Source organism: Mesorhizobium temperatum, assembly GCF_002284575.1.
GTDB classification, from domain to species: Bacteria; Pseudomonadota; Alphaproteobacteria; order Rhizobiales; family Rhizobiaceae; genus Mesorhizobium; species Mesorhizobium temperatum.
In genome coordinates, this window is sequence record NZ_NPKJ01000007.1 from 123503 (window position 1) to 137954 (window position 14452).

The 14452-nt window shown below is 61.1% G+C and carries 9 protein-coding genes; 2 read left to right on the plus strand and 7 right to left on the minus strand.

The genetic code is table 11. The features are described 5' to 3' along the window. Positions 1–107 precede the first annotated feature (107 nt). A complete protein-coding gene (locus CIT26_RS02075) occupies positions 108–1490 on the minus strand; it encodes an FAD-binding oxidoreductase (protein WP_095491017.1) in 1383 nt (460 codons plus the stop codon). 579 nt (positions 1491–2069) lie between these two features. Here CIT26_RS02075 and CIT26_RS02080 point away from each other — a divergent pair. Both CIT26_RS02080 and CIT26_RS02085 read left to right on the plus strand, forming a co-directional pair. Next, complete coding sequence (locus CIT26_RS02080; RefSeq protein ID WP_167391245.1) at positions 2070–5630, plus strand: PAS-domain containing protein; 3561 nt, start codon at positions 2070–2072, stop codon at positions 5628–5630. Positions 5631–5699: 69 nt separating this feature from the next. After that, positions 5700–6410: a response regulator gene (locus CIT26_RS02085; RefSeq protein WP_095491019.1), complete on the plus strand. Its 711-nt coding sequence runs from the start codon at positions 5700–5702 to the stop codon at positions 6408–6410. A gap of 258 nt (positions 6411–6668) precedes the next feature. Here the strand turns inward: CIT26_RS02085 and CIT26_RS02090 are convergent, their stop codons facing one another. From CIT26_RS02090 to CIT26_RS02125, 6 genes are all read right to left on the minus strand, one after another. Further along, positions 6669–8375, minus strand: coding sequence for a tetratricopeptide repeat protein (locus tag CIT26_RS02090; protein WP_095491020.1), 1707 nt, complete (start codon positions 8373–8375; stop codon positions 6669–6671). Positions 8376–8379: 4 nt separating this feature from the next. Beyond that, the gene (locus CIT26_RS38170) at positions 8380–8556 is read right to left on the minus strand and encodes a YjiS-like domain-containing protein (RefSeq protein ID WP_095491021.1); all 177 of its coding nucleotides are present in this window, start codon (positions 8554–8556) and stop codon (positions 8380–8382) included. Positions 8557–9250: 694 nt separating this feature from the next. Continuing rightward, positions 9251–9931 (minus strand): HAD family acid phosphatase, encoded by a 681-nt coding sequence (locus CIT26_RS02105; RefSeq protein ID WP_095491023.1) that lies wholly within the window; start codon positions 9929–9931, stop codon positions 9251–9253. A gap of 510 nt (positions 9932–10441) precedes the next feature. Further along, the gene (locus CIT26_RS02110; protein WP_143747762.1) at positions 10442–11986 is read right to left on the minus strand and encodes a DUF6600 domain-containing protein; all 1545 of its coding nucleotides are present in this window, start codon (positions 11984–11986) and stop codon (positions 10442–10444) included. Positions 11987–12521: 535 nt separating this feature from the next. Continuing rightward, positions 12522–13805, minus strand: a complete 1284-nt coding sequence (locus CIT26_RS02115; RefSeq protein WP_095491025.1) for a glycosyltransferase — start codon at positions 13803–13805, stop codon at positions 12522–12524. A gap of 280 nt (positions 13806–14085) precedes the next feature. Next, on the minus strand, positions 14086–14452 hold a 367-nt coding region (locus tag CIT26_RS02125; protein WP_143747763.1), incomplete at its 5' end, for an ATP-binding cassette domain-containing protein.

Below are 14452 nucleotides of genomic sequence, written 5' to 3' on the forward strand. Positions count from 1 at the left end.
CTGCAGCCGAGGGGAGTTCTACTGAAACGCACCCGATCGGGCTGCGCACCCCAACCAGCTGATGCCCGCCTCGGCGCGACCCAAGGACGGACAGGCTCAGCCTCGGCTTACGGCCGGATGTTGTGGTTGACGCGGAAGAGGTTCGCCGGATCGTATTTGCGCTTGACCGCGACGAGCCGCTCATAGTTGGCGCCGTAGGCGGCGCGTACGCGCGCCTCGCCTTCATCATCCATCATGAAGTTGATATAGGCGCCACCATGCGGGTTGTGCTTGTGCACCGCGGCCCAATACTCGCTTGCCCAGCGCCTCAGCTCCGGCGCCTTCGTCGGGTCGGGGTCGATGCCGGCGATAACCATGGACCAACGCGCTCGTCGCGCTCCCCAGGCGGTGGCGTCCGGAGCCACTTCCTGGACCGCTCCGTCGATGGGGTAGAGATGCATCAGCGACAGCTCGCTCGGGGTCTTCGAGCCGTGCTCGGCATGGGCAGCGATGGCCGCATCGGACAGCTCGTCGACATAATCGCCCTTCCAGTACCACTGCAAGCCCTTCGGCAGCAGCGGATCAAACAGCGCCTGCTGATCGACGAAGGGCATCTGCATCATACCGTCCATCAGAGGCTTGGGAAGCGCGTCGCGCACGGGCTGCATCGCCCGGATGCCGTCCTCCTCCGCGCCGTTGTAGCAACTGATCAGCGCGCAGATGCGCCTTCCCCAGATCTCGCGCGGGAAAGGGTCGCAGGAGGGCACCGTCTTGATGCCGAAGAACATCCCGAGCTCTCGCGGCGCTCCGGGCAGGAAGTCGCGGTACCAGCGCATGATCTCTGCGGCATGTTCGATGTCGAAGAAGATCGGCCCGGCATAGACATCCTTCGCCGGATGCGCCTGAAATGTGAAGCGCGTCACGACGCCGAAGTTGCCGCCGCCGCCGCGCAGCGCCCAGAACAGCTCCGGGTGTTCGTCCTCACTGGCCGTCACGACGCTGCCGTCGGCCAGCACGACCTCGGCCGCAAGCAGATTGTCGATGGTGAGGCCGTGTTTGCGCGTTAGATGGCCGGTGCCGCCGCCCAGCGTCAGTCCGGCGATGCCTGTGGTCGAGACGAGGCCCGCCGGCACCGCCAGCCCATGAGCGCTGGTGGCGCGGTCGACATCGCCTTGGGTGCAGCCGGCCTCGACGCGGACCGTGCGAGTCCTGGGATCGATATCGACCCGTTTCATCGGCGACATGTCGATGACCATTCCGCCGTCGCAACTGCCGAAGCCTGGACCGTTGTGGCCGCCGCCGCGAATGGCAAGAAGCAAATGCTTCTCTCGGGCATGATTGACTGCCGCGACGACGTCGGCGACCTCGGCGCAGGGGACGATCCAGCGCGGCCGCTTGTCGATCATGGCGTTATAGAGCCCGCGAGCCTCTTCATAGGCCGGATGGTTTTGGTCAATAAGGCTCGCGAGGAGCCGGGCGGGGAAATCGTACGAAGTAACTGGCTTATCCATATTGAACCCTCAGGTTTCGGAGCAAGACGCGTCGGTGACTCGCCAAGACTAGATTGTTCGTCCTGGGCGCTGGACATTTGCGTTTCGCCGGTTGAATCTGCCGCATTGCGGCTCTTCTTGTCATACACCGCCTTCGTTTCCGACGTTTTTCTGTGGTGCGGTGGGAGTGTTTCGTTTGTTTCAGCGCGCGCCCCACGGGGATGACAGGCGGCATTTTGTGGCTGGTCCGAGTCGTTTGCTCGAGCCGTGGTATCGGCCGTGCAATCTAGGCCACTCGTGTTTCGGCCGTTTTTCCTGAGGATCGGATAGAGTTTCGTTTCCTGTCAGCGCTGGCGAAGACTCCCACGCGCCGAAACAGTTGAAACAAATCACGCGGCGTCTGAATGTGTGCTGAAACAAAGAGGGTCTAGTATCCGCCCTCGGGCGATCACGCGAACAAAGGGAACGACCATGCGGCCTGACAATTCAGTCACATCCACACAGACCGGCTATGCCCTTTTTGACGCCAACAATGTTCTCGTCGACAGCAATCCGGAGATATTTGGAAACCAGCGGGTCGATCGCGGCGAGATGCAGCCGATGGATGCCATTGCCGCAGTCGCCGAAGCCCTCTCACATCTGAAAAGTTTCGACGGCCGCCCCATCGAACCGGGCAACACGTTCGTTGAAAGCGCCGCGGCGCGATGGACGCAAATCGACAAGGGTCCAGTTGAAGCTGAGACATTGGATGGGCGGTGGAAGTTGCTCACGGCACATCCTCGGCCGGATGGCGGCATGGCCCTGGTAAGCGTCGACATCACCGACATGAAGCGAGCGCAGATCGCGCACCAGGAAAACGCGGAGATATTCCGCTGCATCACGGACAGTCACCCGCTGCCCGTTTGGGTGGTGGACGCGGGAACCGGGCAGATCCTCTACGAAAGCCTCGACGCGTCGAACCTGCTTGCCCGAAAATGGACCCCGCACGAGCCACAATTCCTGACGGATCATTTCGTGAATACTGGCGAATTCGATGAAATCAGTTCTCTCGCCAACAACACCGAGATCGTGCGGGATCACGAAATCCAGCTTAGAAACACAAGCGGATCGACCGTCTGGTGCTCGACCAACTGCCGTCGCGGCGTTTATGGCGGGCGCCCCTCGCTCATCATCGGGGTATTGGACATCACGGAACGTAAGCAGCGCGAGGATCTGTTCGGTTTCCTGATCAAGCATCATCCGTTGCCGGTATGGATGAACGATGCAAGTTCGGGGGAACTCATCTACCAGAGCAATGCTGCCGAACGGCTGCTTGGATGGAGCAAAAAGGCGCGACGCCAGACGGTGCGGCTCGGCGACTACTTTGTCGACCCCGAGAAACACCGGGAAATCAATCGGGAGCTCATGCAAAAGGGCGTCGTCGAAAATTGCGAGGTGCTTCTCAAAAGACCCGACGGCCAAGAGTTCTGGGCCACGGGCAATCTCAGGATCGTCGAGTTCCAGGGCCGGCGAGTGGTTCTCGCCGGCATCGCCGATGTGACCAAGCAGAAGAAGCGTGACGGCGAAGTCGCTGCGGCGCGAGAGATGCTCGCAGACGCCGTTGAATCACTCTCCGAGGGATTCGCACTGTACGACGAAGATCACCGCCTGGTCATGTGCAACAGCCTTTACCGCGAGCTGAACCACCCGGTGCGGGATCTCGTTGAACCGGGCGTGGAATGGAACGAACTCCTTAGCGAATCCGCCAAGCGCGGCGTGTACCGCAATGCGGTTGGACGCGAAGATGAGTGGCTCGACGAGCGGATTCAAGGCCGGATCGAGTTCCACTCCCATTTCGAGGTCCCCCTCTCAGACGGCAAATGGCACTCTGTTTCGATACATCCCACCGATCTTGGCGGCTTCGTCGTAACGCGCGCCGACATCAGCGAGCGAAAGAAGGCCGAGGCTTTCGAGCGCGACGCCACGGCACTGCTGCAAAAGGTGCTCGATGCCTGCCCTTCGCCGATACGCATGACCACGTTCGAGGGAGAAACGCTCTACCGCAATCCTGCCACAAGAGATCTCTACGCCGACCGTCCTCGAATAACCGACCACTATGTCGATCCAGATTATAGCGCAACATTGGAGCGCACCCTGATCGAAAAGGGCAGGATCGATGATTTTCGGGTCCAACAGTACGACACCGAGAACAAGGCCTTCTGGGCTTCGATTTCCGCTCGCCTGATCGATTTCCAGGGAAGGCAGGTGATAGTGTCGAACACGACGAATATCACCGACATGATCACCGCCCAGCAAGAAACGCGCAAGGCCAACGAGCGGCTGATCGACGCGATCGAATCTCTGGCCGAAGGGTTTGCCCTCTACGACAGGAACGATTGCCTGGTGCTGGCCAACAGCAGGTACCGCCAAATGCACGCGATAAGCGCGGATGTGCTCGTTCCCGGGGTGAACTGGTTCGAGTTCCTCCGCGTGACCGCAGAGCGCAACCAGTTTCCGGTTCCACGGGACAAAATCGACGACTGGCTTGCCGAGAGGGCAAGGGACCGCCGCGAGTTCCGGCAACAGGAATTCCGTCATACGGACGGGGGTTGGTTTTTCGTCTCGAACTGTCCGACCCGCGAAGGCGGGTTCGTGGTCACCCGTGTCGATATTACAGAGCGCAAGCGGGCCGAGGAGGCCGCTAAGGAAGCGGATGAAATGGTCCGTAAAGTCCTCGAAGCCTGCCCCGTCAACATCCAGATGACCCGCGCGCATGACGGGAAGCTGCTCTACCGCAGTCCCGCCACCGTTGAGCTGCTCGGCAACGTCACCAGCGCCATCGACTACTATGTCGATCCTTCAGAGCGGATGCGATACGTTGAGCGGCTGCTCGCGACGGGCTTGGTCGACGATTTCGAAACCCAGCTCAAACGCAAGGACGGTGGGACCTGCTGGTGTTCGATTTCGTCTCGACTGATCGATTACCACGGTGAGAAGGTGATCGTTTCCCACGCCTACGATCTCACCGACCGTATCGAAATGCAGCAGGAATTGGAGCGGCAGCGCGAGACGCTGCACCAGAACGAAAAAATGTCGGCGCTCGGCGGATTGCTGGCGGGGGTGGCGCATGAGCTGAACAATCCGCTCTCGGTGGTGCTTGGCCTGTCATCGCTGTTGAAGGAGACCGCAACCGACGCCAAGGTCGTGGAACGCGCCGACAAGATGAGCAAGGCAGCCGAACGCTGCGCCAGGATCGTCAAGACTTTCCTGGCTATGGCCAGACAGCAGCCGACGCGAACCTCAAACGTTGCGATCGACGACATTATTTCCGAAGCGGTGGAAGTGGCGAGCTATTCGATTCGATCGTCGGACATCGGGCTTTCAGTTCATCTTGAACCTGGCCTTCCTCCGATCTGGGCGGATCCCGATCAGCTTGGCCAGGTGCTGATCAATTTGCTGGTCAATGCAGAACAGGCGCTGCACGGCTGGGACGGGCGACGGACAATCACGGTTTCAACGCGGCTTCATCCCACGACCGGCAACATAGTCGTCAGCGTTGCCGACACGGGCCCGGGAATTCCCAAAGAGATACTTCCCCGCATTTTCGAGCCGTTCTTCACGACCAAGGAGATTGGGGCAGGGACTGGGATCGGGCTGTCCTTCTGTCATCGGATCGTTCAATCCCATGGAGGAACCATCGAGGTCGAATCCCCCGAGGGGGGTGGCTCGACCTTCATACTTTCGCTGCCTGCTTCGGACCGTCTCGAGGAACGAGCCGAAACGGCCGAAGACGAGCTCCCGAATTCAACCGGCATTGCTTGTCTGGTGGTGGACGACGAAGAGGAAGTTGGTGAGCTGGTCGCTGAGGTGCTCAGGCGAGATGGTTTCAAGGTCACCATTGCCAGATCCGGCGAAGAAGCGCTGCTGCACCTCAAGAACCGCACTTTCGCGCTGATCCTGAGCGATCTGAAAATGCCGAACATGGATGGACGGGGATTATTCAACCAGATTGCCAAGCTCCATCCGGCCGAGCTCGACAGGTTAGCCTTCCTGACGGGGGACACGATCAGCCCGGACGCGCAGATGTTCCTGCGCGCCGCGAAACGGCCCTATCTTGAGAAACCGATCAAACCTAACGAGCTCCTTTCGTTTGTCTCGAATCTGGTCAACAACAATACTTGACAGATCCATTGATTTGCACGTCACTTTAGGGGCAGCTTATCCATTAGGCTAGTTGCTCGGTGGTCGATTTTGACGACGCACGCACACGTAGTTGTCTGCGATGACGAACCGGATATCCGCGACACGGTAGCGGAATATCTGGAGCATCATGGCTATGCCGTGACGCCGGCCAACGCGGGGCCTGCCCTGCGTGAAGTTATTAATAGCCAGCACGTCGATGTGGTCATTTTGGATATCCGAATGCCAGGCGAGGATGGCCTCTCCCTGGCGCGATATCTACGAGAGCACTCAGACGTTGCCATTATCATGCTGACCGGATCGGCGGAAATCGTCGACCGCGTTGTCGGATTGGAGATTGGCGCCGACGATTATGTCGCGAAGCCCGTGGACCTGCGGGAGCTGCTGGCGCGGGTGAAGGCCGTGCTGCGCAGAACATCGGCGAGCGAACGCGCTGCGGAGAAAGCGAGTACTCCGGGCCCTCACCAGGTCCAGTTCGGCAAGTGCCGCTTCGACCCGGACGAACACAAATTATACAACGCCGAGGGGGTCGAAATAGCGATCACCGCGATGGAGTTCCGGCTTCTGAAAGTATTCAGCGAACATCGCGGACGAGTACTCAACCGCGATCAATTGCTCGAACTCGCCCATGACCGCGGATGGGATCCCTTCGATCGCAGCATCGACATTCGCGTTTCGCGCTTGCGGAAGAAAATCGAGGTCGATCCCTCCAAGCCGGAGGTGATCAGGACGATCCGCGGCATGGGTTACCTCTACGCTTGAGCGCGCCGCCGGCTGGTTGGACCAGCGCCTCAGCCCTTGCGGCTGAGGTATTGCGACTTTGTGGCTCCAGGGGATAGCCCGCTCTGATTTTCGGGGTCCATCTGCGTTGCGTTTCCACTATGACGTGTGGCACTGAATGGCCAGGCGTACAGGCCAAGCATGTCTTTTTCGACCTGGGATTGTGTGCCGCAGCCGCCGGGTTGCGAGGCTGCGACACGTTTCCTGAGCCGACAACGGCGCCGGCACCTTAAGCGCGGGTCAGAGCCGTTCGATGCCGAGAAAATCCGGCGCTCCCACCCAGGCGGCCTTGAAGCGCGCATCCATCTCTTCGGCGTCCGCTGTCCTGCCGGTCCTGCGGAAAACCTCGCGCAGGCCCCACAACGCCCAGGCGTTGTTTGGAGTCTGCTCCAGGACGTGCTCGAAGGCTGCCGCGGCCGTCTCGTGCTCACCCATGGCCATGTAGACCGCACCGAGGGTCTGTCGGACCGGAAAATACCAGTAGGCCGGTTCCATATAGGCAAGGCCGTCCTCGATCGCGACCGCCGCCTCAAGCTTATTGCGCGCTTCCCGTAGGTTGCCCTGGTGCTGGGCAATGCGGGCCTCCACGATCAGCGCGCTCAATTCCAGCAAATCCGGCGCCGGAAGTCCTCCCGCCGTCTCCGTGGAAAAATCGGTCTCGGCAGCGAGCTTGCGGATTGCGGCGGTCTCGGCGCGCGCCGCCTCGCTCGCGCCCGTTGCGGCGAAGGCGACGCCCCGCGCATATCGCCAGGTCGCCTCGACATAAGGCAGGGCGTTTGCCGGCAGCGGCAGCGCGAGTATGACCTCGGGATCGCTGTACTGGGCGTGCGCAAAATAGGTCGCCGCCTTGATCGGCTGCAGCCCGGCCACCTTCCTGGCCGTGGTGTTGGAGACCAGGGATTCGAGCTTTTTGGCGGCCTCGGCGATTGCCTCGACGTCGCCCGCCATTTGTGCGGAGGTCATCAGGAAATGCAGGTTGTGCGGATAATAGCCGTCCGTGTAGACACCGGGCGTGCTCTCCGGCGCTATGCCGACGCGCTCGAAATAGGCCTCGTCCGCTGCCACCGCCTCGCGGTTGATCTCCAGGCTGTCGATCCACCGGCCGACCTGGTGATAGATGTGCGCTGGCATGTGCACGATGTGTCCGGCGCCGGGCATGAGGGCGGCAAGCCGGTCGGCATGAGCTTCGGCCCTTTCCGGCGTCGTGGACGCTTCGACGGCATGGATATAGAGATGGATCGCGCCGGCATGATCCGGATTGCGCGCCAGCACCCGCTCCAATGAGGCCACAAGCTTGACCGTCTCCGGCTTTGGCGTTGCTCCGCCGTCAAGCCAGTAGTCCCAGGGCATCAGGTTCATAAGCGCGTCAGCGTAGAGCGTGGCGATTTCGTCGTCCTGCGGGTGGCGGTCTGCCAGTTCCGCCATCGCCGCGGCATAGGCCTGGTTCAGGGCGCCCTGATCGGCCGAAGTATCGGCGCTGTAGCGCTTGGAGAGCGCGGCGATAAGATCCTTTTCCCGACTGGAGGCGAGGTGCGCTAGCTTGCGCGCCTGCGCTACGGCCTCGGCGGCGTTGGCGGCCGCCTCCTGACCCATGCCGGCGTTGATGTTGGGGCCGAGCACGTAGGCCTCGCCCCAGAAACACATGGCGCAGGTCGGGTCCAGCTTCTGCGCGGCCCTGAAAGCGCGCTGCGCTTCGGCGTGGTTGAACGCCCACGCCCAGCGCAGGCCCTGATCGAAATAGGCCTGCGCCAGCGGGTTGGCGGTGGTGACAGGGTAGGAATGACTGCCGAGATTTTCGAACAGCGGGACGCTTGTCGAATCCTCTGCAACCGCCGCCTTGGCCTGGCGATGCGGAACGCCCGTTTCATGGGCATTGGCAGCGGGCGCCGCCAGAAGGGCGGCCGCGCTCGCACAGGCCAGTAGCGGGAGCCTAAATGAAAGCTTCATGGTTTCAGCCCGCCTTGTCTTCTTGGCCGCGCTTCAAGCCGCGGACCACCAAACCAATTTCGGACCGGCTGATCCCGATGTCCCTCAGGAAGGCATCGTCCATTGCCGCAAGAGTCCGTTCCGCCATACGGTGAACGCGGTAGTCCCGGAAAGAGCGGTAAGCTGCTCGCATTATCGACATTGCAACACTCCATGATTAGCGCCGCGGGATGCAGCGTTGCCATTGCATTTAAACCATCCCTGTTTCAGGCGTTTTTCCGCGCCGAACGCGAAGTGTTTCGTTTGTTTCAGCGCCGGGGAGCGCTTTCCGCGCGGTGTGGACTGCGAGCTGCCAGAGTCGCGCGGGAAACCGCCTTCTTTCCTGGCGCTGGATGGTGAAACCGGCGTCCGAGATCAGCCCGCTGGCTCGCGCATCAGATGGCAGCACCGGGAGCCAGCCCCTCAGTCCGACAAGATGCCTTTGCAGCGTGCTCGGGGATCGGAGTCTCTCCGCCGCCATGCTCCATGAACACCTGCCGCCCGCCGAGCTTCAGGACGCGGCGGAACTCAGCCAGCGCGCCCTGGAGGAGGCATCGCCGGCGCCCTGCCCTTAAAGTCGATGATTTGCCTTCCAAGCATCCGCCGAAACTTCTGCTTCGGCAAAATTCTGCGAATCAGCTCCGTGCTGTTCAGGCCCGGAACGGCCCAGAGATAATGCAGCCCGCCTACCCCAACTGATCTAATCGCCGATTATCTGCTGCCTTCCGAAACGGCACAATGCGCCAATCCTGGATCTTCCCCAGTGATGCAGCGAAGGTTAGCGTGCATTTCGATGGGCAGCGCAGATGGTTTGCACGGCAAGGAGCCTAGCGTCCGGGCTTGCGCAGTACAGGCCGTCAGCGAACCCTGTAGAACGGATTCGGCAGCAGGAACAGCTTCTCGGCGTGTCCCCCGAACAGGTCGGATGGCTGGTCACCGACATTGGCAATGATCGTGTAGCCGGCCTTTTCAATTTCGGCTCTTACGGGTGCCTTGAAATCAGCGGCGGAACCATATTTGGCTCCCGGCTGGACCATATAAAGTTGCTCATAGCCGGCATAGCCCGCCGATTGCAGGTTCTGTTCGGTCGCCTGACGCTGGTCCTCCGGACGTCCGGTGATGAAGAATACTGCGACTTTCGCCGTTCGCGCCTGCCGGAAGACCTCCAGCACAGGGTCGATGGCCGGATCCTTCGCGAGCTGGTCCCAGGCGGCCCAGCCACAGGGACCGTCGATTGCGATGTCGCAGGCGCCGCCGATCGGGCGGCCGAAATTGTCACGTGTGATCACTTCCCAGTTGGCCAAAGCCGTCTCGTCGATATCGAGCACCAGTGCGGGGCGAGGCACCTCCATTGCGCGCTTGACGATCCAATCGCCGGCCTGCTTCGCCACGGCAGCAAGGTCGCGATCATATGCGCCGGAATTATGATAACTGGCGGCCGCCAGCATCGCGTCGCCGACATTGGCTGGCTGAGACGGGCTTGTGAGAAGGAGCGAGCCGTCGGCACGCGCCGACCCAGGCACATTTGTGCCAATCATCAGCACGATTGCCCCGACGGCCGCACCACGAGCAATTTTATTCCAACTAATCGTCTGCATCACGAGACCTTGCGGTCGCAAGAAGTCCTCTGTCAAGCGAGGCAAGGCACAGGTAATCGAAACTGAGCGATGTCGGCAAGTGCCCTAATAGCGGTCTTTCGGGGTGCTTGAGGTGAACGCTAGAAGTTGACCTCGCGAGAACTACCACCAACGCTCTTGAAGACAGGTTCGGGGTACCGACGGCGAGATGGTTTAGACCCGCTCCGGAGAGGTGCTCGCAATGGATGCTCCGGACTGGACTCCACACGCTCGTGCGCGGCGGAGAACGTTGAATGGCGCGATATTCCGCGAAATGACTGCCCAATCACCGCCGATTGCCGTTCAGCCGGCGCACCGAGCCGTCAAGGACGCGATCATCCGCATGGCGAGGGTTCGCAGCTTTGGCGCGCGTCGCCGTTCAGCGGGCACCGCGGTGGAACGATCGCGGTGCCGTAGTCTGTACCCGCACACCTAGCAGTTCGCCCCAGTCTGCGGATCGCACGCCTTGTTTTCTTGCTTCTGTGGCTTGGGCTCGGCCGCCTGTTCCGGCTCGGCCTGCTGCTGCTTGGCGGCGGGCTGCTCCTCGGCCTTCGGCTTCTCAGGTTTGGCCGCCTGTTCCGGCTCAGCCTGCTGCTGCTCGGCGGCTGGCTGCTCCTCAGCCTTCGGCTTCTCAGGCTTGGCCGCCTGCTCCGGCTCGGCCTGCTGCTGCTCGGCGGCAGGCTGCTCCTTGGCCTTCCGCTTCTCAGGCTTGGCCGCCTGTTCCGGCTCGGCCTGCTGCTGCTCGGCGGCAGGCTGCTCCTTGGCCTTCCGCTTCTTAGGCTTGGCCGCCTGTTCCGGCTCGGCCTGCTGCTGCTCGGCGGCAGGCTGCTCCTTGGCCTTCGGCTTCTCAGGCTTGGCGGTCTCTTCCGGCTCGGCCTGCTGCTGCTCGGCGGCAGGCTGCTCCTTCGCCTTCGGCTTCTCAGGTTTGGCCGCCTGGTCCGGCTCGGCCTGCTGCTGCTCAACGGTCGGTTGCTCCTCGCTCGTCGGCTTCTCAGGCTTGGCGGTCTCTTCCGGCTCAACCTCTTCGCCGGTCGCCGGTGCCTGTTCGGTCGTTGCTGCGCCTTCGGTCGGCTTCGATTTCCGGCCTGCCTGAACCTGCTTCACCTCCTCGATGTCTTTGAGCTCAGCTGGTTTGGCATCGGGATCGGCTTTCACTTCACCTTCAAAGACCGTGACCGTATTGTTTTCCAATTTACCGGCCTGCTCGGGCGTCTCGGTCTCGCTGACCTCGACGACAGTCACCTCCTGGCTCGTCTCTTTCTCGATCACATCAACATCAATGACTTTGTTGATCACCACGTTGTTCTGGATCGTCACGTCGCCGGCCGGCTCGGCCGCTTCGACAATGCGCACAAACTCCGGCTCATCACGGATAACGACGACGGAAATGTCCTCAGCAAGGAATTCGCGGGTGGGGACCACGACCCAGTAAAAATCCGGCGTGGTGTCGAAGGTCACCTCGATAGAAATCAAATCGGGATCGCGGCGCGGCGGCAGCGGAGCCCAGATGATGTGCTCCCTTTCACGCCGCCAGCTCACCCATGCTGGCGCCCAACGAGTGCCGGGAACCCAGTACCAGCCGATGTCGTCGGCATAGCCCCACCGGCCGTAATGGTAGGTCGCCCAGCCGAACGGCTCATCGGACACCCAGAGCCAGCCATACTGCTCGGTATAGACCCAGTGTCCAATGGTATACGGACGCCAATCGTCGGGGACATCAACCGGGACGAAAACGGTCGCTCCGTGGTACGAAACCCAATCACCATGGGAAGACAGGTCGTCATAGAATGTGCTGATCGAAATGGAAACGTCAGTGGCAGCCCTTGCCTCGGACACAAGCGACAATGGCGCAACCGGGTTGGGAATCTCGACGACCGTAAGCAGACAGGCGGTCACGCCGCCCAGCATCAGTCGTACCGCATTTTGTGCAAGGACGCGTTTCATCCTAGTCTTCCTCCGAAACAGATCGCCCTTCATCTTGAAAACTCACCGGCTGTCGGTTTGTTCCACTTGCTAATGTTGCCGCATTTGCTCACACGCCGGCTTGGCATCACACGGCGATGATGCCAGGGATCAACATCAGCGTTGCTTTATGGGCTCGGCGAACCAGATCACGACCGCCGTCACAAATCTGCGCACCGAAGAAGCAATGCCTACGGAAAGCGCTTTGCGCACCAGTCGGTCGAAGCCATCACGGTCGCCCGGGAGCCGTGCCACAGGGTTCAGCGACCACACCCTCGAAGTTTGGCGGCGCTGTCCGCGACATGCCTGACCTCAACAAGGTGTTTCGCAGGCGGCCAAGCCATTTGACGAAGCAGATATCGCATCGGTGACTAGATTTCAGGTCCGTTTTGGGGGCGTCTGCTCCTAGGGCGGAGCTGATGTCTCGGCAAAAGCATCGATGATGCATCGAGACTAACAGGCGCGCTCGGATCGTGCCGATGAAATTCCTCATTCAGCGGAACGGATAGGGCCGGCGAAGACGGGGCGCAAACGCAGCGTCCCACAGCCGTCACTTTTCGGAATCACTGCGCGTCGCCACCGCGTCCTTGACGGCATTGGCAAGGTTAGCGAGGATTCTCCATTCCTGCTTGAGACCTTCGAGCGTCGCCTCAAACGAACGAGTGCGGGTAGCTCTGGCACCGGCATGGCTTGCGACAGCCTGCGAATAGAGATCGACGGTCTGCTGCGCGGTCGAGGATCGTGAATAGGAGGCCGCAGTCTGTTTGGCTTCTTCTTGCAATGCCGCTCGGCCCGGCGCAGTGATCGCACGGACTCTGGCGAGAGCCTTGGAGAATTGGCCTGGGGACGCATCGGCTGACAGGAGATAGCCGTTCTTTCCGTTGCGTACCACCTCACGGACTCCAGGTTCATTAAGCCCAACGACGGGAACGCCGGTCGCCATCGCCTCGACAAGCACAAGACCTTGGGTTTCGGACCGCGACGAGAAGGCGAAGACGTCCATGGCGGCATAGACGTCGGCCAGTTCGGCGCCTTCGACCACGCCTAGCAGATGGCATCTGCCCTGAAGACCCGCCTCGTCCAGCATTCGGCGCATTTCGGACGCCGACGCACCGTCGCCGGCGGCAACAAAATGCGCGCGCTCATTTTGCGAAAGAAACAGGCAAACTGCTTCAGTGAGGTAAGTCAGGTTCTTCTCCGGCGCCAGCCGGCCTACGTGCCCGACGATGAAATCGGTTTCCGCTAGTCCCAACCGGCTCCGCAATCTCAACCGATCTCCTTCGGCGAACCTGGCCAAGTCGATCCCGGTCGGGATTATGGTGATCGGTTTGGTGACATCGTGGTGGCGCAAGAGGTCGGCAATGCTGCGAGTTGGAGCGATGATATGCTCGCACAGATCACAGTAGCCAGCCGCGAGGCTGAGCACGAGCCGTTGGAGGACCGGTGCATCCTGCGCAACGTAGTGGCCGTAGAGTTCGTAGCGGGTGTGATAGGTAAATATCGTCGGCAACGCTCGCGAAGCCGCGATGCGAAGGGCGGTGTCGCCGAGAAGAAACGGGTGGTGCGAATGGACGATATCCGGTTCGAAGGCGTTCAGTGTCTTCTCAAGGGAGCGGGTGAACGGGATCGGCACTGAAAAATCGCTCCCGTTAAAATTCTGGATCGCCGGGATGCGAAGGATATCACTTTCTGATCGCGCTGCTTCCGCATAGTCCGGCGCGACGATCAGGACTGCATGCCCCAACTCGCGCAGCATCTCCGACAACGACGCAACGCTGTGTGCAACGCCGCCGACATGCGGGGTGAATGTGTTGGTAAACATCACGATGTTCATGCAATGCCTACCGCGTCTGTCGATCGAAGGGACGCGGCCTCAAAGAAATCGCCGTGTCCAGATTCTCGGGCCGGCGACGACCAGGCGGCAGGCTCGGTAGCACTCGGGCCAAGCCTCGACCTTGTCCTCAAAGTCCACCTTATCATCCTGAATGTTAACGCGGATAGCCTGAGCTTCCGTTTCTGCCTCGCGCTTCAGTGCTGCCTCGTGTGTTTCTTGATGCAGGATACCGAGGGACGTGCCTTTCACCCACCACCTGCTGCAGTCCTGACCGGCCGCGCTATGCACTCAACCGAAACCGTGTGACGTCGATGGCCGCAGCCATCAGCGTCTGCGTGTAGGTAGCTTGCGGATTGCTGAAGATCGCCTCGGTCGGCCCTTCCTCGACGATATTGCCCTGCTTCATGACGATGATGTAGTCGGCCATGGCGCGCACGACGGCGAGATCGTGGCTGATGAACAGATACGACAGTTCATGGTCGGCCTGCAGCTTGCGCAGCAGTTCGACGATCTGCTTCTGGACGGAGCGGTCGAGCGCCGACGTCGGTTCGTCGAGGACGACCACCTTGGGCTTGAGGATCATCGCCCGCGCGATGGCGATGCGCTGGCGCTGGCCGCCGGAGAATTCGTGCGGGTAGCGATTGCGC